17 protein-coding genes are annotated in these 20,491 nt (G+C 68.0%); 8 read left to right on the top strand and 9 right to left on the bottom strand.

Features of this window, described 5'->3' with window-relative positions; genetic code table 11:
• Window positions 1–204 precede the first annotated feature (204 nt).
• Both ORK51_RS16630 and ORK51_RS16625 read left to right on the top strand, forming a co-directional pair.
• Entirely contained in the window at window positions 205–3,096 is a 2,892-nt protein-coding gene (locus tag ORK51_RS16630) for a TonB-dependent receptor (RefSeq protein ID WP_070426451.1), read from the top strand.
• An 89-nt stretch (window positions 3,097–3,185) separates the two neighbouring features.
• Entirely contained in the window at window positions 3,186–3,929 is a 744-nt protein-coding gene (locus tag ORK51_RS16625; RefSeq protein ID WP_179460437.1) for a FadR/GntR family transcriptional regulator, read from the top strand.
• Window positions 3,930–3,950: 21 nt separating this feature from the next.
• Here ORK51_RS16625 and ORK51_RS16620 read toward each other — a convergent pair whose 3' ends face one another.
• Window positions 3,951–4,340 (bottom strand): DUF6165 family protein, encoded by a 390-nt coding sequence (locus tag ORK51_RS16620; RefSeq protein WP_266085941.1) that lies wholly within the window; start codon window positions 4,338–4,340, stop codon window positions 3,951–3,953.
• A gap of 235 nt (window positions 4,341–4,575) precedes the next feature.
• On the opposite strand from ORK51_RS16620, the gene ORK51_RS16615 reads away from it, so the two are divergent.
• On the top strand, window positions 4,576–5,214 hold the full coding sequence (locus ORK51_RS16615) for a TorF family putative porin (RefSeq protein ID WP_266085960.1): 639 nt from the start codon (window positions 4,576–4,578) through the stop codon (window positions 5,212–5,214).
• Window positions 5,215–5,376: 162 nt separating this feature from the next.
• Here the strand turns inward: ORK51_RS16615 and ORK51_RS16610 are convergent, their stop codons facing one another.
• Both ORK51_RS16610 and ORK51_RS16605 read right to left on the bottom strand, forming a co-directional pair.
• Window positions 5,377–6,552: an MFS transporter gene (locus ORK51_RS16610; RefSeq protein ID WP_019185575.1), complete on the bottom strand. Its 1,176-nt coding sequence runs from the start codon at window positions 6,550–6,552 to the stop codon at window positions 5,377–5,379.
• Window positions 6,553–6,711: 159 nt separating this feature from the next.
• The gene (locus ORK51_RS16605; protein WP_046274114.1) at window positions 6,712–7,182 is read right to left on the bottom strand and encodes a YehS family protein; all 471 of its coding nucleotides are present in this window, start codon (window positions 7,180–7,182) and stop codon (window positions 6,712–6,714) included.
• Window positions 7,183–7,372: 190 nt separating this feature from the next.
• Here ORK51_RS16605 and ORK51_RS16600 point away from each other — a divergent pair, with 190 nt between their 5' ends.
• A complete protein-coding gene (locus ORK51_RS16600) occupies window positions 7,373–7,825 on the top strand; it encodes a hypothetical protein (RefSeq protein ID WP_152663802.1) in 453 nt (150 codons plus the stop codon).
• Window positions 7,826–7,922: 97 nt separating this feature from the next.
• The gene (locus ORK51_RS16595) at window positions 7,923–8,672 is read left to right on the top strand and encodes an SDR family NAD(P)-dependent oxidoreductase (protein WP_019185578.1); all 750 of its coding nucleotides are present in this window, start codon (window positions 7,923–7,925) and stop codon (window positions 8,670–8,672) included.
• Window positions 8,673–8,887: 215 nt separating this feature from the next.
• Here the strand turns inward: ORK51_RS16595 and ORK51_RS16590 are convergent, their stop codons facing one another.
• The 4 genes from ORK51_RS16590 to radC form a co-directional block, all read right to left on the bottom strand.
• The gene (locus ORK51_RS16590) at window positions 8,888–9,244 is read right to left on the bottom strand and encodes a VOC family protein (protein WP_261997839.1); all 357 of its coding nucleotides are present in this window, start codon (window positions 9,242–9,244) and stop codon (window positions 8,888–8,890) included.
• A gap of 115 nt (window positions 9,245–9,359) precedes the next feature.
• Entirely contained in the window at window positions 9,360–10,220 is an 861-nt protein-coding gene (locus ORK51_RS16585) for an SPOR domain-containing protein (RefSeq protein ID WP_261997838.1), read from the bottom strand.
• Between the two features lie 18 nt (window positions 10,221–10,238).
• Entirely contained in the window at window positions 10,239–11,927 is a 1,689-nt protein-coding gene (gene argS / locus ORK51_RS16580) for an arginine--tRNA ligase (protein WP_019183971.1), read from the bottom strand.
• A 101-nt stretch (window positions 11,928–12,028) separates the two neighbouring features.
• Entirely contained in the window at window positions 12,029–12,718 is a 690-nt protein-coding gene (gene radC / locus ORK51_RS16575) for a RadC family protein (RefSeq protein ID WP_070426457.1), read from the bottom strand.
• Between the two features lie 195 nt (window positions 12,719–12,913).
• Here radC and coaBC point away from each other — a divergent pair, with 195 nt between their 5' ends.
• From coaBC to ORK51_RS16560, 3 genes are read left to right on the top strand one after another with little or no spacing between them, the layout of a single operon-like run.
• A complete protein-coding gene (gene coaBC / locus ORK51_RS16570; RefSeq protein WP_070426458.1) occupies window positions 12,914–14,173 on the top strand; it encodes a bifunctional phosphopantothenoylcysteine decarboxylase/phosphopantothenate--cysteine ligase CoaBC in 1,260 nt (419 codons plus the stop codon).
• Window positions 14,170–14,643 carry a dUTP diphosphatase gene (dut, locus tag ORK51_RS16565; RefSeq protein WP_046272982.1) on the top strand — a complete coding sequence of 158 codons (474 nt, stop codon included), beginning with the start codon at window positions 14,170–14,172 and terminating at the stop codon, window positions 14,641–14,643. Before coaBC ends, dut begins: the two co-directional genes overlap by 4 nt.
• 12 nt (window positions 14,644–14,655) lie before the next feature.
• The gene (locus tag ORK51_RS16560) at window positions 14,656–16,998 is read left to right on the top strand and encodes a phosphomannomutase/phosphoglucomutase (RefSeq protein ID WP_266085931.1); all 2,343 of its coding nucleotides are present in this window, start codon (window positions 14,656–14,658) and stop codon (window positions 16,996–16,998) included.
• A gap of 100 nt (window positions 16,999–17,098) precedes the next feature.
• Here the strand turns inward: ORK51_RS16560 and ORK51_RS16555 are convergent, their stop codons facing one another.
• Both ORK51_RS16555 and ORK51_RS16550 read right to left on the bottom strand, forming a co-directional pair.
• Window positions 17,099–17,818, bottom strand: coding sequence for a response regulator transcription factor (locus ORK51_RS16555; protein WP_019183966.1), 720 nt, complete (start codon window positions 17,816–17,818; stop codon window positions 17,099–17,101).
• On the bottom strand, window positions 17,799–20,459 hold the full coding sequence (locus ORK51_RS16550; protein ID WP_019183965.1) for a sensor histidine kinase: 2,661 nt from the start codon (window positions 20,457–20,459) through the stop codon (window positions 17,799–17,801). The genes ORK51_RS16555 and ORK51_RS16550 overlap by 20 nt, the downstream gene beginning before the upstream one ends.
• Window positions 20,460–20,491: the final 32 nt, after the last annotated feature.

Genomic DNA, 20,491 nt, shown 5'->3' with positions numbered 1-20,491 from the left:
CACAATCGCATACCACTTTAGGTGCATGTGGTCTGCGGTTTGCGCATTTTTCTGCTGCGTCCGCACATTAATTCAGTGCAAAGTGGTCTGGACAGTGGTGCGGGGTAGACTTTAGTACCAATTCATTGACATTGGTTCATCAGTCGTGAATCTTCCGGATCGAATCCGTGTAATCGGACGATCCATCCTGGGAGGGAGATCACGATGTTGCATGACCGCCGTACGGCCTCGCCACGAGGCCTCCGCCACACCGCGCTGCACAGCGCGCTGTTCTATGCCCTGTGCGCCACCGCGGCCCTGCCGCTGGCCCACGCACAGGACGCCGATGCACCGGCCTCGCCGCCGGGGCAAGCCACCACGCTGGATCAGGTCCAGGTGACCGGCATCCGCGGCACCATCCAGACCTCGATCGACAAGAAGCGCGAGGAGACCGTGGTCTCCGACGTACTGGCGGCCGACGACATCGGCGACCTGCCGGCGCTGTCCATCGGTGAAGCGATCGAAACCATCACCGGCGCCTCCACCCACCGCGAAAAAGGCGGTGCGTCGGAAATTTCCATCCGCGGCCTGGGCCCGTTCCTGGGCTCGTCCACCTTCAATGGCCGCGAGGCCACCAACGGCAGCGGCGACCGCTCGGTGAACTTCAACCAGTTCCCGTCCGAGCTGATCAACACCGTAGCGATCTACAAGACCCAGCGCGCCGACTTCGTCGAAGGCGGTGTGGCCGGCACGATCAACATGGAGACGGTCAAACCGCTGGAGTACGGCAAACGCACGTTCCAGCTCGATGGTCGCGGCACCTGGCAGGATTACGACGATCGCCTCAAGGACAAGGACGGCGTCGGCTGGCGCGGTACCGCCAGTTACATCGATCAGTTCGACATGGGCAACGCCGGCAAGCTCGGTGTCTCCATCGGCGTACAGGCGCTGGAAGGCAGCAACCCGGAAGAGATGTTCTCCAGCAGCTCCACCTGGGTGGCCTGCGATGGCCGTGAAGTGGTCGGGGCGACGCGCAACTGCACCCAGGTCAACGGCAACCAGGTCGCCAATGGCGTGCCGTACTACCTGGTGCCCAGCAGCCGCATCTATCGCCAGTTCATCGAACACGACAAGCGCGACTCGCAGTTCGCCGCGCTGCAGTGGCGCCCCAGCGATCTGGTGGAAGTGAATCTGGACTACCAGCACTCCAAGCGCGACTACACCGAAGACCGCTCGGATCTGTCGCTGTCTTCGATGATGCGCAACCTCAACAACCGCGTGGTCACCGATGATGGCGCGCTGCTGCACCACACCGGCAGTACCACGGTCGATTCCACCGGCAATTTCCTGGAGCGCCAGGAGGAATACACCGGCGGCGGGCTGAACGTGATCTTCCGGCCGAGCCCGGCGTGGACGCTGTCCACCGATCTGTCCTATTCCAACACCGAGCGCGATCAGATCGAACGCAGCACCCGCCTGCGCGCCGGCCGCACCGACGTCAACGGCCGGCCGGTCGGCGGCATCAAGAACACCCGCTATGTCGATTACACCTACGATTACAGCGGCGATGTGCCGAGCATCACCCTGGATCCGGCGTTCGATGTGAACAACCCGGACAACTTCACCGACTCGGCCCTGGTGCGTCGTCGCCAGCAGCACCGCGAGCACACCATCCGTGCTGGCCGCTTCGATGCCACGTTCACCCCGGAGAGCGGCTTCTTCACCGCCATCAAGGGCGGCCTGCGCCGCTCCGAGGCGACCTACACCGATTACACCGACACGGTGGATGTGACCACCACGAACGTCGCGGCGATCCGCGCCGCCAACCTTGCTTGCCGCCAGGCGTTCCCGCAGGACGACTTCCTGGCCAATGCCAGCGGCAACACCATCGACCAGTGGGCCAGCTTCGACAGCCGCTGCCTGTTCAAGGCGTTCACCGGCGTGGACGATACCGGCCTGAGCGCGGACCTGCGCAACCCGGCCAACAACGATGTCACCGAGAAAACCAGCGCGCTGTACCTGATGGGCGACTACAGCGCCGAATGGTTCGGCCTGCCGGTGACCGGCAATATCGGCGTGCGTGGTGTGCGCACCGAAGTGCGCTCGGTCGGCCTGCGCAGCGGTCTGGATGTGATCAACAATCCAGACGGTACCGTGACCCTGGAACCCACCGGCGATTTCACCTCGCAGGTGCTCAAATCCAGCAATACCGAATGGCTGCCCAGCTTCAACGCCGCCTTCGAACTGCGCCCGGACCTGCTGCTGCGCGTCGGTGCGTATCGGGCGATGTCGCGCCCGGACCTGGCCGCCGAAGGCTTCGGCCGCACCTTCAACCTGGGTGAGGTGGATACCGAGTTCAACAGCGTGGGCGATGCGCTGCGCAGCATCACGGCCACCGGCAACCCGCGCGCCAAGCCCTTGATGTCGTGGAATGGCGATCTCTCGCTGGAGTGGTATGCCAACGAAGACACCATGTTGTCCGGTGCGCTGTACTACAAGCAGTTCAACGGTGGTTCGATGCCGGTGATCGTCAACGAAACCTTCGATATCGACGGCCAGAGCGTGACCGTGCCGGTGGAGCAGCTGGCCACCAGCGACCAGAAGAGCGATCTGTTCGGCGTGGAGTTCACCGCCTCGCACAGCTTCTCCTACCTGCCGGGGATCTTCTCCGGGCTGGGCGTGAAGGCCAGCTACAACTACGCCGATTCCAACTTCAAGACCGAAGACCTGCGCCTGGGCGAGTCCACCGACCCGGCCACCGGCGTGGTGACCCCGGGCATCGTCGAGCCGGCCAACATCTTCGGCCTGTCCAAGCATGTCGCCTCGGCGCAGGTGTACTGGGGCCTGGGCAAGCTCGACCTGCAGGCGATCTACAAGTACCGCTCCGACTATTACCAGCAGTTCGTCGGCGACCCGTCGCAGAACCGCTATGTGCGGGACAATGGCTCGCTGGACTTCCGTGCCACCTACAAGGTGAACAAGCACCTGTCGCTGTCGCTGTCGGCCAGCAACCTCACCGATGAGCCGCGGGTATCGGATATGCCCATCCTCGGCAGCTTCCGCGAGTACACCACGTACGGGCGGCGGTATTATCTGGGGGTGCGCTACCGCTTCTGAGGTCAGTGGCGCGGTTTTCCCGACCGCGCCGCTCTCTGAAGGCGCGGTCGCGTGTCGGTCCCCAGCCACCTGTCAGCAGGCCTTTGATGATGTCCGAACCCCGTCTGTACCAGTCCATTGCCGCCGAAATCGTCGCGCTGATCGAGAAGGGCGAATTCCCGCCGGGCTCGCGCCTGCCGGGCGAACGCGACCTGGCCGAACGCCTGGGCGTGAGCCGGGTGACGGTGCGCGAGGCGGAAATCGCGCTGGAAGCGCAGGGCCTGATCACCATCAAGACCGGCTCGGGCGTTTACGTGAAGGCCAAACCGTCACAGGCGCCGGGCGCACTGCCCGACGTCTCGGCGTTCGACCTGACCGCCGCCCGCGCGGTGATCGAGGCCGAGGCCGCAGCGATGGCGGCCAGCCGCATCACCGACGCCGAACTGGAGGACCTGGCCGGCCTGATCGCGGCCATGGTCGACCCCAATTCGGGCGAAGCGGCGGCCAGCGAGGCCGACCGCCAGTTCCACCTCTCGATCGCGCGGATCGCCGGCAACCCGGTGGTGGAGCACTGCGTGCAGCTGATCTGGCGGATGCGCAACGAACTGCCGCGGGTCAAGCAGGTGTATGCCAACGTGTGCCACAACGACGATGACACCCGCGACGAGGAACACACCCGGATTCTGGACGCCCTGCGCCAGCGTGATCCGGCAGCGGCACGGTTGGCCATGCGCAACCACTTCCAGCGTCTGTTCGAATCGATGCTGGAAGCCACCGAGAACGAAGCGCTGGCCGAAATCCGCCGGCGTACCCAGCAGGACCGCGAACGCTTCAGGGCCGCGACCGGGCACTGAGCCCGGCGCATACCGGCGCGATTATTCGCCCTGGTACTGCTTCTCTTCGACCAGCTGCGAGCCGGCGATGCGGTTGATCTCGTTCTTCACCTTGACCCGCTCGCCATTGGTGCCATAGACGCCACGCGCCAGCTGGATGAAGGCATCGTCGAACACCTGCGCTGCTTCCTTGTCGCGCAGCTGGTCCTGGATCTCCCACATGCGCTCGTTGATCGCCTTGAGCTGCGTCTTCAGTGCTTCCAGCCCCGGCTGAGCACTTACCTGCTGCTGCCACAGCGGCCACAGGCCCTCGAGTTCCTTGCGGACGTTGGCGTTCTTGCCGGCATCGGTGATGCGTTCGGCCTTGATTTCCAGGATGGTGATCTTGTCGATCAGCTCGCCAATCGATACCGGGGTCAGGATCGCGTCCACGCCATTACTCGCAACAGGTCAGAGTGGGCATGATACCGCGCACCCCCGGGCACCACCCTGACGCAGGATTTACAGAAACGTTGCGCTGATCGGGTGGCCACGCCATGGCGGCTTTACGCCGGTCCTGAGGACACTGTCGCTCTCGACGGCGCGGCCGTCATCTGGAGCGGGACACGTGGTGGGTAACTATTCGAAACAGCGCCTGCGCTGCGGCGTGGTGCTGGTGGGGCTGGTCATGAGCGGTGCGGCCGCGGCCGCTGTGGAAGGCAATGCGACGCTGACCTCGGACTACGTCTGGCGCGGCAGCTCGCAGAGCGACGGCGATCCGGCCGTGCAGGCGGGCGTGAAACTCAGTGCGTCCAACGGCTGGTATGCCTCGGCGTGGGGCTCGGGTGTCTCGTTCCGGCCGGACAACGGCGCGCGCAGCGAGTTTGATCTTGTCGCCGGCTGGAGCGGGGCGGTGACGCCGGACTGGAGCGTGGACGTCAACCTGACCCGCTACGTATATCCGTCCGCCACGGTCGATCTGGACTGGACCGAGCTCAATGGCACCGTCACCTGGCGGCAGCGCGCCTGGCTGCAGGTCGGCGTCTCCGACAACGCGTTGGCCGGTGGCCATGGCGGCACATACGCCCAGCTCGGTGCGCGCCTGCCGCTGGGCGAGCAGTGCCGCATCGAGGGCGCGGTGGGACACTACTGGCTGGACAGCGCGCAGGCCGATGACTACCTGCATGGCCAGCTCAGCGCCATCTGGAAGGTGCACGGCCCGTGGGAGCTGCGCCTCACCGCGCACGACACCGATGGTGCGGCCAAACGCCTGTTCCCCGGCAACGCAGGCTCGCGCGTCGAGTTCGCGGTACAAACCGCCTTCTGACGGAGCGCCCACCCACCCCGCGCGGTAGAGCCGACCGTTGGTCGGCTGCTCGAGCCAACCTCACTCGATATTCCAGACGTCGGGTGCGAATCCCACCGGGTAGAGCCGACCGTTGGTCGGCTGCCCCAGGCGGCGCGCAATGCAGCCGACCAACGGTCGGCTCTACCGGCGTACTACCGCCACTGTCCACACCGCGATCGCCACCATCGCGACGCCGGCACCGGTCACGCACACGCCGGTCCAGCCGAAGCGATCAAAGACCTGCGCCGAGACCAGTGAGCCCAGCGAGCCGCCGATGAAATAGCCGGTCATGTAGCCGGCATTGAGCCGGTTGCGGGCGTCCGGACGCAGCGCATAGACCACGTTCTGGTTGCTCACGTGCAGCAGCTGCGCGGCCAGGTCCAGCACGATCACGCCCAGCACCAGTGCGATCAGCGAGTGCGTGGAAAAGCCCAGCGGCAGCCACGATGCGGCCAGCAGCACCAGCGCCACGGTGGTCGCCAGCGCCGCCTTGCCCCGGTCGGCCATGCGCCCGGCCACGCCCGCGGCCAGCGTGCCGGCCGCACCGACCAGCCCGAACAGGCCGATCGTCGCATCGCTGTAGCCATACGGTTCGGCGGCGAGCAGGAACGCCAGTGGCGTCCAGAAGATCGCGAACATCGCAAAGCTCAGCGCACCCAGCACGGTGCGCAGGCGGAACACCGGCTCCTGCGCGAACAGCGTGCCGATCGAGCGCAGCAGCTGCAGGTAGCCCAGCCCGGCGGTCTGATGGAAGCGCGGCAGATGCCGATAGAGCATGCCCGTGGTCAGCACCAGCGCGGCCGCGGCGATCCAGTACACGGTGCGCCAGTCGCCCAGCGAGGACAGTGCCCCGGCCACGGTGCGTGCCAGCAGGATGCCGAGCAGCAGCCCGCTCATCACCGTGCCCACGACCTGGCCGCGTTCTTCGGGCCGCGCCAGCGTGGCCGCGAACGGCACCAGCACCTGCGCCACCACCGAGAACAGGCCGGTCAGCGCGGTGCCCACCAGCAGCCACACGAACTGATGGCTGAGCGCGCTCAGCACCAGCCCCGCCGCGGACAGCAGCGACATCACCACGATCAACCGGCGGCGCTCGAACAGATCGCCCAGCGGCACCAGCAGGATCAAGCCGGCCGCATAGCTCAGCTGGGCCACGGTCACCACCGTGCCGGCCCGCGCGAAGGACACGCCGAACTGGCCGGCGATGGTATGCAGCAGCGGCTGCGCGTAGTAGTTGCTGGCCACGGCCACGCCGGTGGCGAAGGCCATCAACAGGACCTGCCAACGGCTGAGTGGCGAGGGCGCGTCGTTGCTCATGACGGGCTCTGGGAAAGAAGGGGCGCCAGTGTCCGCCTGATGGGCGAAAGGGGGAAATGAAACGTCTTCATCCCATGCATCTGAAATCCAGATGGCTCACCCACGCCAGGCAGTTGAGGCGCGTGGCCCCTGCATCGGAGCCACGCATCAACGACGTCTTCAGGCGCCGCGCACGCGCAGGGTCAGGCCCTTGAGGAAATTGCGCAGCATCTGGTCACCGCAGGCGCGGTAGTTCTTGTGGTCCGGCTGACGGAACAGCGCGGACAGTTCCGGCTTGGAGACCGAGAAACCCGCCGCGTCGAACACTTCGTGCATGTCCACGTCCTTCAGCTGGAAGGCGACGCGCAGCTTCTTCAGCACCAGGTTGTTGGTGATGCGCTTTTCCACCGGGCGCGCCGGCTGGCTCTCGTCGCGGCCGCGGAAATGCACGATCAGGCCATCCAGGAAATGCGCCAGGGTGCGATCGTCGCAGGGCACGAAGCCTTCTTCGTCTTCCTTGCGCAGCCAGCCGGCCACATCGGCCTTGTCGACCACGAAGGCCGGATCGGCCAGGGCACAGGTGTCGGCGATCATGCCGTCGCTGAGGTCGAGCATGTAGCGGATGCTGCGCAGTACATCGTTGTTGATCATGGGACGTCCAATACCGCCGGCGCGGCTGCGCGGCTGGCGGTCATTTTACCCCGTGCCGGGCGCGCGGCCGGCTGCGACCGGTGGTCGCTGTCATCTGGTTGCCACGAAAGTGACGCACAGTGCCGCGATCAGGCATCGACAGGCAGTGGAGCAGGCAATGCGCAGGTGGCAGGTTCTCGGGTGTGTGGGCATGTTGCTGGCGGCCCCGGCGTGGGCGCAGGCCCCCTATGTGGCGCTGGAGCAGCGGCTGGATCCGCAGGCGCTGGCCGACGTCGGGCTGACCCCGGCCCAGCTGCAGGCCCTGAACCGCCTGCTGCGCCAGGCCCAGGCCGATGCCCCCGCCCCGGTAGCCGTCGCGGCGGCACCTGCCGCAGGCCCGGGTGTGCCGACGCCGGCCCCGATGTTCCCCGGGCTGGACGACGGCCCCATCAACGCCAAGGTCACCGGCCAGGTGGACGGCTGGGCCCCCGGCACGGTGTTCACCCTGGACAACGGCCAGCAGTGGCAGGTACTCAAGGGCGAGATGAAGCTCAAGACTGCCCGCAGCAACCCCGGGATCGTCGTGGTGCCCGGCATCGCCGGGCGCTGGTTCCTGCAGGTGGATGAAGACCTGCCCAAGGCGCGGGTGTTCCGCATCCGCTGACGGGACGACCCGTGGCGCCGGTCAGCCGGGTGGCGCCCGGCGCCACACCGGGCGCGCATCGGTGCGAAAATGGTCGGGATCTTCACGGAGTACCTCGATGACCCGTACCGCTCTGATTACTGGCGCCACGTCCGGCTTTGGCGCCGCCGCTGTCCACCGTTTCGCCCAGGCCGGCTGGCGCGTGATCGCCACCGGGCGCCGTGCCGAGCGCCTGCAGCCGCTGGTCGACGCCTACGGTCCCGAGCGCGTGCATGCCGCGGTGTTCGACGTGCGCGACAGCGTGGCGATGGAAGCGGCCTTGGCCGCCCTGCCGGCCGGCTTCGCCGACATCGACCTGCTGGTCAACAACGCCGGCCTGGCCCAGGGCACCGCCCCGGCCCAGAGCGCCTCGCTGGAAGACTGGCGCACCATGATCGACACCAACGTCACCGCCCTGGTGACGCTGACCCATCGCCTGTTGCCGCAGCTGGTCGCGCGCAAGGGCGCGATCATCAACATCAGCTCCGTTGCCGGCGTCTACCCGTACCCGGGCGGCAATGCCTACGGCGGCACCAAGGCCTTCGTCAGCCAGTTCTCGCTGGGCCTGCGCTCGGACCTGCACGGCAGCGGCGTGCGCGTGACCACGATCGAGCCGGGCATGGCCGAAACCGAGTTCACCGTGGTCCGCACCCATGGTGACCAGGCCGCCTCGGACAAGCTCTACACCGGTGCCAACCCGATGACCGCCGACGACATCGCCGAGCAGATCTTCTGGGTCGCCTCGCTGCCGGCGCACCTGAACATCAATCGCCTCGAAGTGATGCCGGTCAGCCAGTCGTTCGCCGGCTTCCAGGTCGCGCGCGACTGATCCAAGGGCACCGCTGGCCAACACCTCGGCCACACACCCGAACGGGAAAACACCTCGGCCGCACGCCCGAACCGGCGAACGCTTCGGCCGCACGCCCGAAACCGGTAGAGCCGACCGTTGGTCGGCTGCCCTTGGCGCATACCCACCGCTGACGGCAGCCGACCAACGGTCGGCTCTACCTGCATCCTGGCAACCGACCAACGGTCGGCTCTACCTCAGGCGGCCGTCCACACCGCCAACTCATACCCATCCGGATCGCGGAAATGAAACCGCCGCCCCCCCGGAAAATCGAACGCCGCCTGGCAGATGTCCGCGCCGGCCGCTTCCAGCCGCTGCTGCGTGGCTACCAGGTCATCGGCATACAGAATCACCAACGGCCCACCGGCGCGCACCGGCGCGTCGGTGGTGAACCCACCGCGCAGGCGGCCATCGTAGAACTCGGTATAGCCCGGGCCGTAATCGGTGAACGACCAGCCGAACACGCTGCCGTAGAACGCCTTGCTGCGCGCGATGTCAGCCACGTTGAATTCAATGTTGTCGATCCTGCGATCGTTGCCGTGTGCGGTGCTCATGGAGGCGTCTCGTTGAAAGGTAGCCCCGTAGCGCCGACCGTTGGTCGGCTGCCTTGGGCGGTAAAAAAAAACGCCAGGCAATACCCGGCGTTCCTGTATATGTCGCGGCGCGCGGCTACTGCGCCTTGATCGCCATCGCCTGAAGCCCCGTCCCATCCAGCTTCTGCTTGGCTTCGGCCAGTTCACCGGCGCTGCCATACGGCCCCATGCGCACGCGGTACACCGTCTTGCCGTTGATCTGTGCCGATTCCACCCGTGCGGCCAGGCCAATCATCGCCAGCTTGGCCTTGGTGGCCTCGGCATCGCCAGACGCGCCGAATGCACCGGCCTGCAGGATGTAGCGCACGTTGCTGGCTGCCGGCTCAGCCGCCCCGGCAGCCGGCGTCGCCGTCGGCGTCGGTGCAGCCGGAGCAGCCGCCGCGGTCTGTGCCGGCGTCGTCGCCGGAGCCGTGGTCGCCGCCGGGCGCTCCGCCACCGGAGCCGGCAGCGGGGCGGTACTCACCGCCGCAGGCGAGGTGGTCGCAGCGGTGCTGGTCGGCGCCGGCGCGGGCGGCAACGGGCGGCCTTCCAGCGCGGCCTGCGCGCGCTGCGCTTCGGCCTTGGCACGGCGCTGGTCTTCGGCGCGTGCGCTGGCGGCCAGCTCCGCATCGGACATTTCCACTTCCTTGCCGGGCAGCAGGGTGTAGAAGTCGTACTGCGTCGCCGCCGGCTTGGCCGGCTCGGCCGGCTTGGCGGCACCCGGCTTGGGCAGCTCGGTGCCGACGTCGGTGTCGGCATCGCTCACCGGGGCCGGCTGGGCGTTCGGGTCCGGCTGCGGGCCGACCCGCAGGAAACCGTCACCGTCGTTCTTGAACAGGTTGGGTGCCGCCAGGAACACCACGGCCGCAATCGCCACACCCGCGACCAGCCACACCCATCCCGGGGTGCCCTGGTTGCTGTTGCGCCGTGCCTGGCTCTTGCCGCGTCGTGCTGCCATTTACTGCTTCTCCACTGCTTACATTTTTTCCGGGGCGGATACGCCCAGGATGTTCAGACCATTGGCCAGGACCTGGCGCGCGGCGCAGGCCAGCGTCAGCTTGGCGTTGCGTTCGCTTTCGTCGGCCACCAGTACCTGCGTGCCGTGATACCACGTGTGGAAGGCATGCGCCAATTCACGCAGGTACTGCGCGATCAGGTGCGGTTCCAGCGCCAGGCCGGCCGCCTCGACGACTTCCGGGAAGCGCGACATTTCCACCATCAACCACAGCGAGGCCTCATCGCCCAGCGAGGACAGCCCGGCCAGCCCTTCGGCCGGCGTGTAGCCCAGGCCCTTCTCCTGCGCCTGGCGCAGCAGGCTGCAGACGCGGGCATGCGCGTACTGCACGTAGAACACCGGGTTGTCGTTGCTCTGCTGGCGGGCCAGATCGATATCGAAGGTCAGCTGCGAATCGGGCTTGCGCGCGATCAGGAACCAGCGGGTCGCATCGCGGCCGGCTTCTTCGATCAGGTCGCGCAGGGTCAGGTAGCTGCCGGCACGCTTGGAGAGCTTCACTTCCTCGCCGCCGCGCATCACCGTCACCATCTGGTGCAGCACGTATTCCGGCCAGCCCTTCGGGATGCCGACGTCCAGCGCCTGCAGGCCGGCGCGCACGCGCGCCAGCGAACCGTGGTGGTCCGCGCCCAGCTCGGTGATCGCGCGCTCGTAGCCGCGCTGCCACTTGCTCAGGTGGTAGGCCACGTCGGGCAGGAAGTAGGTGTAGGTGCCGTCGGACTTGCGCATCACGCGGTCCTTGTCGTCACCGAAGTCGGTCGAGCGCAGCCACAGCGCGCCGCCTTCCTCATAGGTGTGGCCGGCCGCATTGAGCTGGGCAACGGTCTCTTCGACCTTGCCGTCCTTGTACAGCGAGCTTTCCAGGAAGTAGATGTCGAAATCCACGCCGAACGCGGCCAGGTCCTGGTTCTGCTCGTTGCGCAGGTAGGCCACGGCGAAGCGACGGATCGCATCGAGGTTGTCCGGGTCGCGCTCGCCGACCACCGAATGGCCTTCCAGCTCCACGGTGGCGCCGGCCAGGTAAGCCTTGGCCACATCCTCGATGTAATCGCCGCGGTAGCCCGCTTCCGGCCAGCCGGCGTCGTCGGGCTTGAGGCCCTTCGCACGTGCCTGGGTGGACAGCGCCAGGTTCTCGATCTGCACGCCGGCGTCGTTGTAATAGAACTCGCGCTTGGCGTTCCAGCCGTTCACTTCCAGCAGGCGCGCCAGGCAGTCACCGATCGCCGCCGCGCGGCCGTGGCCGACATGCAGCGGACCGGTCGGGTTGGCCGACACGTATTCCACGCCCACGGTGCGGCCGTTGCCGCTCAGGTTGTGGCCGTAATCGGCGCCTTCCTTGAGCACACTGGCCGCTTCGCGCTGGTAGGCGCTCGGGGCAAGGTGGAAATTGATGAAGCCCGGGCCGGCAATCTCGACGCGGGCTACGTCATCGCTCTTGGGCAGCGCATCCAGCAGCGCCTGGGCCAGGGCGCGCGGATTGCTGCGCGCCGGCTTGGCCAGCAGCATCGCGGCGTTGGTGGCGAAATCGCCGTGCTCACGGGTCTTCGGGCGTTCGACCACGAATTCCGGGGTCAGGGTATCGGCCGGCAGAGTGCCGTTGGCGCGCAAGGCTTCGATGCCTTGGCTGATCAGGGCGCGGAGGAGATTTTTCACAAGGCCTGCTTTGGGACTGGAGCGGCGGAATCGGCAATTTTAGCCCAGAAGCCACCCCGATCCATTGAACCGGGGCCGAGCGGCGGCGTTTCACGCCCGGATCAGGCCGCTGCGATGCCCATCCAGCCGCGCGCGGCCATCGATACCGGGGCGCCGTCGCCGATGACGACATGGTCGAGCAGGCGGATGTCCACCAGCGCCAGGGCCTGCTGCAGCAGCGTGGTGATCCGGCGGTCCTCCAGCGAGGGTTCGGCGCTGCCGGAAGGGTGGTTGTGGCTGACGATCACCGCCGCCGCGTTGTGCAGCAGGGCGCGCCGGACCACCTCGCGCGGGTAGACCGCCGCCGCGTCCACCGTGCCGCTGAACAGTTCCTCGCAGGCCAGCGTGCGGTGCTGGTTGTCCAGGAACAGCGCGGCGAACACCTCGTTGGGACGGGACCGCAGCCGCTGCTTGAAGTAGCGCCCGGCGGCGGCGGGGTCGCGCAGGCTGTCGCCCCGGGCCAGCTCGGCGGCCAGATGCCGGTGCGCCAGTTCCAGCCCGGCCACCAGCTTGCAGCTGCGGGCCGGGCCGAGGCCGGGCAGGGCGGCCAGCGCGGTGGCCGGCAGATCAAGCAGGTTGCGCAGGGGGCCGTGGGACTGCAGCAGGTCGCGCGCGGTCTCCACCGCATCGCGCCCGCGCAGCCCCGAGCCCAGGAAGATCGCCAGCAGCTCGGCATCGGACAGGGCGCCGGCGCCCTGGGCAAGCAGCTTTTCGCGGGGACGCTCGGCACTGGGCCAGTCTCGGATCGACATGGCCTCAGTCTCCACTCCCTGCCGGCCCCGCCACCATCGGTGAACCAGGCGCCATCGTGTCGGTAAATGCAGGAAATCGTGCCCAGTCCGGTGGTTGCTTATGACGAAAACCTGCCTCCTTATGCCGCTGGCGCATCAGGCGCTCTACAGACCATCGGGTAAGCTAATCGCCTCGGTTCGACAGGAACACCCAAGGTGGCTGACTCCCCCCAGGCTTCTCCGGCGGCCGCGCGCCCGTTGGAAGGCCAGAAGCTGTTGTTGTGCGTTGGTGGCGGGATCGCTGCCTACAAGTCGCTGGAACTGGTGCGCCGCCTGCGCGATGCCGGGGCCCAGGTGCAGGTCGCGATGACCGCCGGGGCCCAGCAGTTCGTCACCCCGCTCAGTTTCCAGGCACTGTCCGGCCAGCCGACCCGCACCACCCTGTGGGACAGCGCGGCCGAGCAGGCCATGGGCCACATCGAGCTGGCGCGTTGGGCAGACCGCATCGTGGTCGCGCCCGCGACCGCCGATCTGCTCGCGCGGCTGGCCAATGGCCACGCCGATGACCTGGTCACCACCCTGTGCCTGGCCACCACCGCGCCGCTGACCGTGTGCCCGGCGATGAACCACCGCATGTGGCTGCACCCGGCCACCCAGGCCAACATCGGCCTGCTGCGCGAGCGCGGTGCCCAGGTGATCGGGCCCGAAGACGGCCCGCTGGCCGAAGGCGAATCCGGCCCCGGCCGGCTCACCGAACCGCACGCGATCGTGGCCGCGCTGGCTACGCTGCAGGCACCGGCCCCGGCCGAGCCGCCGGCCGCCAGTGAACTGAAGGGCCTGCGCGTGCTGATCAGCGCCGGTCCCACCTATGAAGACATCGACCCGGTGCGTTACGTCGGCAACCGCAGCAGCGGCAAGATGGGCTATGCCCTGGCCGCCGCCGCCGCCCGCCTCGGCGCGCAGGTAGTGCTGGTCAGTGGCCCGGTCCAGCTGGCCACGCCCGCGGGCGTGCAGCGTGTCGATGTGCGCTCGGCCGCACAGATGCGCGAAGCGGTGCTCGCTGCACTGCCGGCCGACATCTATATCGGTGCGGCCGCCGTCTCCGATTACACCCCACGCCAGGTCGCCCCGCAGAAACTCAAGAAGACCGCCGGCACCCAGAGCCTGACCCTGGAGCTGGTGCGCACCCCGGACATCCTGGCCGAGGTCGCCGCGCAGACCAATGCGCTCAAGCTGGTGGTCGGCTTCGCTGCCGAAACCCACGACGTGGAGAAGTACGCGCGCGGCAAGCTGGTGGACAAGCGCCTGGACCTGGTGATCGCCAATCAGGTCGGGATCAGCACCGGCGGTTTCGAAAGCGATGAAAACGCGGCCACGGCCTACTGGCAGGGCGGCGAACAGGTGTTCCCCGGCACCTCCAAGGCCGTGCTGGCCGAACAACTGTTGTCCCTGATTGCCCAGAGGTTGCACGCATGACCATCGATTCCTCCCTCCAGCCCCTGCAGGTCAAGCTGCTGGACCCGCGTTTCGGCGACGAATGGCCGCTGCCGGCCTATGCCACCGAACACAGCGCCGGGCTGGACCTGCGCGCGGCGCTGGAAACCGAGCTCACCCTGCAGCCGGGCGATACGGCGCTGATTCCCAGCGGTATCGCGATCCATATCGCCGATCCGAACCTGGCCGCGGTCGTGTTGCCGCGTTCGGGCCTGGGCCATCGCCACGGCATCGTGCTGGGCAACGGCACCGGCCTGATCGATGCGGATTACCAGGGGCCGCTGCTGATCAGCGCCTGGAACCGCGGGCGCGAGCCGTTCACCCTGCAGCCCGGCGATCGCATCGCCCAGCTGGTGGTGCTGCCGATTGCACGCGTGGCGCTTCAGGTAGTGGATACTTTCACCGACAGCGCCAGGGGAACGGGTGGATTCGGCCATACCGGGGTGCGCTGACAGGGGAGCTTGATGAGCAAGGCGAAGGCGGAAGGACGGCCGCGGTTCACGACAGGGCGCTCGGTGCCGCTGTTGGCCGTGCTGCTGGTGCTGTTGGCGGGCTGGTTCGGGTGGAGCGGTGTGCGCCAATGGCGCCAGGCGGCCGTTGGCGCCGAGCTTGAACAGTCGCGCGACCGCGTGGTCGAGGGGCTGCAGACGGCGGTGACGGGTCAGCTGGGCAGGTTCGGCAAGGTGCTCAAGACCGGGCCCGTTGCCAGTGCACTGGCCAGCGGCAACGCACAGGGGGCGGTCGTGGCCATCCGCGAAGGCTGGCCGGGCGTGGAAGACGTCCATGTCCTGACCGCCGATCTCGATGCGGCCTACGCCGATCCGAAGGCCTTCGGTTACTCGCGCCTGGCGCTGCTCGAAGCCGCCATCGCAGATGACAAGCCGGTGGCCCGCGTCGTACGCGATGCCGGTGGGCAGCGTCTCGGCCTGGCGGCCGCCGTCGATCTGGGCCCGCAGGGTGCGGCAGTCGTCTATGTGCGCCAGCCATTGCTGCGTTTGACCGGCGTGTTCGATCAGGTTGCCGTGCCCGCCGACGGTTACCTCGCACTGCGCCAGGGCAACCACAACGTCGTCGAACAGGGCAGCCGCGCGCTGTCCGGCGGCGCTGAAGCGTTGGCGCGCCCGATCGGCACCAGTGGGCTGCGCCTGTCTGCAGCGGTGCCGGACATCGAACCGGGCCCGTTGGGGCTGGGGGCGATCTCCAGTGCGATCGTGGCGCTGTTGCTGCTGCTGATCGCGGTGCTGCTGGTGCTCGGCAAAGGCAAAGTGCCCTTGCCGCGCCGCCGCGGTGCGGATGACGGTGCCGCCGACGCCGGCCCGACCCTGAGCGAAAGCCTCGCCCAGGCACCGCTTGCGGTGGAGGCCGTCGACACCAGCGACGAGGCAGCACCGCCGCCGCCGTCCGTGCCGGGCGAATCCGTTGCCGCCGATATCTTCCGCGCTTACGACATCCGCGGCGTGGTCGGCCGCGAGCTGACCCCCAAGGTCGCCGCCCTGATCGGGCAGGCGATCGGTTCGGTCCTGCAGGTGCAGGGCCTGCGCGACATCGTGGTGGGTCGCGATGGCCGCCTGTCCGGTCCCGAGCTCACCGCCGGCCTGATCGAAGGCCTGCGCCGCGCCGGCTGCAACGTCACCGACATCGGCCTCGCGCCGACCCCGGTGGTGTACTTCGCCAGCTACCACCTGCGCGCCGGCAGCTGCGTGGCGGTCACCGGCAGCCACAACCCGCCGGACTACAACGGGTTCAAGATCGTGGTCGGCGGCGAAACGCTGTCCGGTGATGCGATCACCGAGCTGTACCACCGCATCCGCGATGGCCAACTGCACGTGGCATCAGAACCGGGCAGCTTCCAGACCCGCGAAGTCAATGCCGATTACATCCAGCGCATTGCCGATGACGTGCAGCTGGACCGCCCGCTCAAGGTGGTGGCCGATGCGGGCAACGGCGTGGCCGGCGAACTCGCCCAGCCGCTGCTGGAGGCGATTGGCGCCGAGGTCATTCCGCTGTACTGCGATGTGGACGGCAGCTTCCCGAACCACCATCCGGACCCGAGCGATCCGCACAACCTGGAAGACCTGATCCAGACCGTGAAGCGCTTCGACGCGGATATCGGCCTGGCCTTCGATGGCGATGGCGACCGGCTTGGCGTGGTCACCCGCGAAGGAAAGATCATCTATGCCGATCGGCTGTTGATGCTGTTCGCGGCCGACGTGCTGATGCGCAACCCGGGCGCGCTGGTGATCTACGACGTGAAGTGCACCGGCAAGCTCTCCGACTACGTGCTGCGCAACGGTGGCAGCCCGCTGATGTGGAAGACCGGCCACTCGCTGATGAAGGCCAAGATGCGCGAGACCGACGCCGAGCTGGCGGGCGAGATGAGCGGCCACTTCTTCTTCAAGGAACGCTGGTTCGGCTTCGACGACGGTCTGTACGCCGCCGCGCGCCTGCTGGAGATCCTGGCCCAGCGCGATGAGACGCCGTCGGAGGTGCTCGACGAGCTGCCCGACAGCGTCTCCACCCCGGAGTTGAAGGTGCCGGTCGATGCGGGTACCCCGCACGCGCTGGTGTCCTTGTTCGTCTCCTCGGTGCAGGTGGAGGACTCGCCGTTCGCGGGCGCGCGCCTGTCCACCATCGATGGCCTGCGTGCCGATTTCCCCGATGGCTGGGGCCTGGTGCGCGCATCCAATACGACGCCGGTGCTGGTGCTGCGTTTCGAAGCTGACGACGAGGCGGCACTGGAGCGCATCAAGGCATTGTTCCGCGCGCAGCTGCAACCGCTGCTGCCGGGTGTGGAACTGGGCTTCTGATCTGTGGGTACCGACCGTGGCACTACCGTGCATCTGCGCCACGCGCATGTGCATCCATGCCCTGCCCATGCAGATCCACGCCATGCGTGGATGCCGTCGATCACCCCTTGAAGCGCAGCCCCACGCCCGGCTCGGTGAACAGATAGCGCGAATCCAGCGCCGAATCGCCCAGCTTGTGGCGCAGCTTGCCGACCAGGATCCGCAGGTAGTGGGTGTCGTGCTGGTGGGTCGGCCCCCAGATCTCCTGCAGGATCTGCGGCTGGGTCACCACCCGCCCGGCGTTGCGCAGCAGCAGCGACAACAGTGCGTACTCCTTGCGGGTCAACGCCACCGGCGCGCCGTCCAGGTGCACTTCGCGCCGGACCAGATCGATATGCAGGTGGCCATCATCGAACTGCGGCAGCACGCCTTCGCTGGACACCGTGCGCGAGCGCAGCAGGGCACGCACACGCGCCATCAGCTCCTGCGTACCGAACGGCTTGGTCACGTAGTCGTTCGCACCGGCATCCAGCGCCCGCACCTTCTCGGTCTCGCTGGCGCGCACGGTCAACATGATCACCGGCACCTGGCTCCACTGGCGCAGCTCGCCAAGTACCTCATGGCCTTCCATGTCGGGCAGGCCGATATCCAGGATCACCAGATCCGCCCCTTCGCCGACCAGTGCTTCCAGCCCGGCCTGGCCGGTCGCGGCCTGGGACACGCGGTAGCCCTGCGCGCGCAGGCTGATCTCCAGGAAGCGCCGGATCTGCGCTTCATCGTCGATCACCAGCACGCGCGCCGGCGGCACGCCGTGGGAAGCCTCAGGAATCGTCGTTGTCATCGGCGGGGTGGGGATGCAGCAAGGGCAGGGTGATGCGGATCAGGGTACCGCGTCCGTCGCGGCCCGGCAGCGCCTGTACGCTGCCGCCATGCGCGCCGATCATGCCCTGGCAGATGGTCAGGCCCAGCCCGGTGCCATGCCGGCCGCGGTCGCCGCGCTCCACGCTGTAGAACATGTCGAAGATGCGCGCGCGCTCCTCGTCCGGGATGCCCGGTCCGGCATCGAGCACGTCGATGCGCAATTCGCCCTCGACCAACCGCGCCTGCACCTCCACCGCCGCGCCGGGCGGGGAGAACTTGGCGGCGTTTTCCATCACGTTGAACACGGCCTGTTCGACCAGCGCCGGATGCACCCAGATCGGCGCCAGCTCAGCGGGTATGTCCAGCTTCAACAGCACATCGGGCTGATAGCGCTGCAGGCGGCGCGCGGCCGAGCCGACCAGCTCGTCCACGCCGATCCAGTCGCGGTTGATCTGCAGCCCGTCATGGCCCAGCCGGGTCATGTCCAGCAGGTTCTGGATGTAGCGGTCCAGGCGCTCGCCTTCCACCAGGATGGTGTCCAGCAGGGCGCGCCGGTCGCTGGCGTCCATCGCATCGGCATAGCTGGAGAGGCTGTCGGCCGAGCCGATCATCGCTGCCAGCGGCGAGCGCAGGTCATGCGAGACCGAGGACAGCAACGCCGAGCGCAGGCGCTCGGTCTCGTTGCTCACATGCGCCTTTTCCAGGTCGGCCACCAGCTGGGTGCGCAGCGCGGCCTGCGCGATGTCGTCCACCATCGCTTCGGCCAGCTGCCGTTGTTCCGGTGTCAGCCGCGGTGCCTCGCGCGGGAAGCGCATGCCGGCCACGCCGATCGCGCGGTCGTCGCCGTCCAGCAGCGGCAGGAACCACCAGCCAGCACCGGCCAGGGTATCGGTGAAGCGTCCGCTGGGTTGGCCATGCCGGTGCGCCCAGTCGGCCGCGGCCAGATCGGTGTCGCCTGGTGCGGCGCTGCCGCTGGCACTGGTGTACTGCCCGATGCGCAGCCACGCCGGGGCGTCCATCGCCTGTTCCAGTGCCTCGCGCCCGGCCTGCGCGACCTGCTCGTTGCTCGCCGCACTGGCCAGTTGCCGGCCCAGTGCCTGGCGCGCATGCGCGTGCCGGTTGGCCGCGCGCAACGCGACCACCTGCATGCGCAGGCGCGAGGCCAACCGCCCTGCCACCAAGGCAGCGGCCAGGAACAGGAAGACCGTGATCACACCCTGGCGCGCACTGATCGCGAAGGTGAAGCGCGGCGCGATGAAGAAGAAGTTGTAGGCCAGGAAACACAGCGCGGCGGCGATCACCGCCGCACTGGTGCGGCTACGCGCAGCGACCATCACCACCGCCACGATGAACACCATCGACAGGTCGTACAGCCCGATCCAGCGCTCGGCGACCAGCGCCACCAGGCAGGCCGCCGCCGTGGCGCCGAGCGCCAGCAGCGCGTCCTTGCCGGCGCTGCGGCTGGGAATGGACAGTCCCGACCGGCGCGCCCGCGCCCGCGCCTGCGGCGTGCCGATGATCGTGATCTCGAAATGCGCGCCACGACGGATCAGCTGCTGGGTCAGCGTGCGGTTGAGCATGCGCGCCAGCGGCCGCTCGCGCGTGCGGCCCAGCACCAGCGTGGAGACCCCGTTGTGGGCGGCGTGATCGAGCAGCGCATCGGCGATGCTGGAGCCGTGCAGCAGCTCGGCCTCGCCCCCGAGGCGGCGGGCGAGGGCGAAGGCGGCATCGATCTCGCGCCGGGTCTGCTCGTCGTGCGCGCGCGCCTGCACCGTCACCACCGTCCACGGCGCATCGCGCCGCTCGGCGATGCGCCGGCCGACCCGCACCAGGTACTCGCTCTGGCCGCCGCCATCGATCGCCACCAGCACGCGGCGGCGCAGCGGCAGGTTGCCTTCGCCGCGCGCGGCACGGGTCTCGCGCAGGCTGCTGTCCACGCGGTCGGCGGCTTCCTGCATCGCCAATTCGCGCAGTGCGGTCAGGTTGGCCGGCGAGAAAAATGCCTGCAGCGCCTGCGCCGCCTGCTCCGGCACATAGACCTTGCCCTGCTGCAGGCGCTCGATCAGTTCGCGCGGCGGCAGGTCCACCAGCACGATGTCGTGCAGACGGTCGAGCACCGCATCCGGCACGGTCTCGCTGACGCGCACCCCGGTGATGCGCATGACCACGTCGTTGAGGCTTTCCAGGTGCTGGATGTTGACCGTGGTCCACACGTCGATGCCGGCATCGAGCAGTTCCATCACATCCTGCCAGCGCCGTTCATGGCGACTGCCGGGCACATTGCGATGCGCCAGTTCGTCGACCAGCACCAGGGCCGGGCGACGCGCCAGCACCGCGTCCAGGTCCATTTCTTCCAGCGCGTGCTGTTGGTACTCGCGTTGCAGTAGCGGTACCTGCGGCAGGCCCGCCAGCAGCGCCGAGGTCTCGGCGCGGCCGTGGGTTTCCACCAGCCCGATCACCACGTCCACGCCGCGGCGCAGCTGCTCATGCGCGCGGGTCAGCATGCTGAAGGTCTTGCCAACCCCCGGGGCAGCGCCCAGGAACACAGTGAGCTTGCCGCCGGCTTCGCGCTGCAGGGTGTCGACCAGGGCATCGGCCTGGCGGGTACGGGAGTCGCTCATGGGCGGGGATTGTGCGCCGGTTCGCGCGATCC

It is taken from the genome of Stenotrophomonas sp. RIT-551 (assembly GCF_026241915.1).
GTDB classification, from domain to species: domain Bacteria; phylum Pseudomonadota; class Gammaproteobacteria; order Xanthomonadales; family Xanthomonadaceae; genus Stenotrophomonas; species Stenotrophomonas bentonitica_A.
The sequence above is the reverse complement of the archived record's forward strand: the minus strand, read 5'-3'. Positions and strand labels throughout refer to the sequence as shown.

Excerpts from the sequence above, each read along its gene's own strand:
- ORK51_RS16630 (WP_070426451.1), top strand. The coding sequence starts at position 205 with ATGTTGCATGACCGCCGTACGGCCTCGCCACGAGGCCTCCGCCACACC.
- ORK51_RS16625 (WP_179460437.1), top strand. The coding sequence starts at position 3,186 with ATGTCCGAACCCCGTCTGTACCAGTCCATTGCCGCCGAAATCGTCGCG.
- ORK51_RS16615 (WP_266085960.1), top strand. The coding sequence starts at position 4,576 with ATGAGCGGTGCGGCCGCGGCCGCTGTGGAAGGCAATGCGACGCTGACC.
- ORK51_RS16610 (WP_019185575.1), bottom strand. The coding sequence starts at position 6,552 with ATGAGCAACGACGCGCCCTCGCCACTCAGCCGTTGGCAGGTCCTGTTG.
- ORK51_RS16605 (WP_046274114.1), bottom strand. The coding sequence starts at position 7,182 with ATGATCAACAACGATGTACTGCGCAGCATCCGCTACATGCTCGACCTC.
- ORK51_RS16600 (WP_152663802.1), top strand. The coding sequence starts at position 7,373 with ATGTTGCTGGCGGCCCCGGCGTGGGCGCAGGCCCCCTATGTGGCGCTG.
- ORK51_RS16595 (WP_019185578.1), top strand. The coding sequence starts at position 7,923 with ATGACCCGTACCGCTCTGATTACTGGCGCCACGTCCGGCTTTGGCGCC.
- ORK51_RS16590 (WP_261997839.1), bottom strand. The coding sequence starts at position 9,244 with ATGAGCACCGCACACGGCAACGATCGCAGGATCGACAACATTGAATTC.
- ORK51_RS16585 (WP_261997838.1), bottom strand. The coding sequence starts at position 10,220 with ATGGCAGCACGACGCGGCAAGAGCCAGGCACGGCGCAACAGCAACCAG.
- radC (WP_070426457.1), bottom strand. The coding sequence starts at position 12,718 with ATGTCGATCCGAGACTGGCCCAGTGCCGAGCGTCCCCGCGAAAAGCTG.
- dut (WP_046272982.1), top strand. The coding sequence starts at position 14,170 with ATGACCATCGATTCCTCCCTCCAGCCCCTGCAGGTCAAGCTGCTGGAC.
- ORK51_RS16560 (WP_266085931.1), top strand. The coding sequence starts at position 14,656 with ATGAGCAAGGCGAAGGCGGAAGGACGGCCGCGGTTCACGACAGGGCGC.
- ORK51_RS16555 (WP_019183966.1), bottom strand. The coding sequence starts at position 17,818 with ATGACAACGACGATTCCTGAGGCTTCCCACGGCGTGCCGCCGGCGCGC.
- ORK51_RS16550 (WP_019183965.1), bottom strand. The coding sequence starts at position 20,459 with ATGAGCGACTCCCGTACCCGCCAGGCCGATGCCCTGGTCGACACCCTG.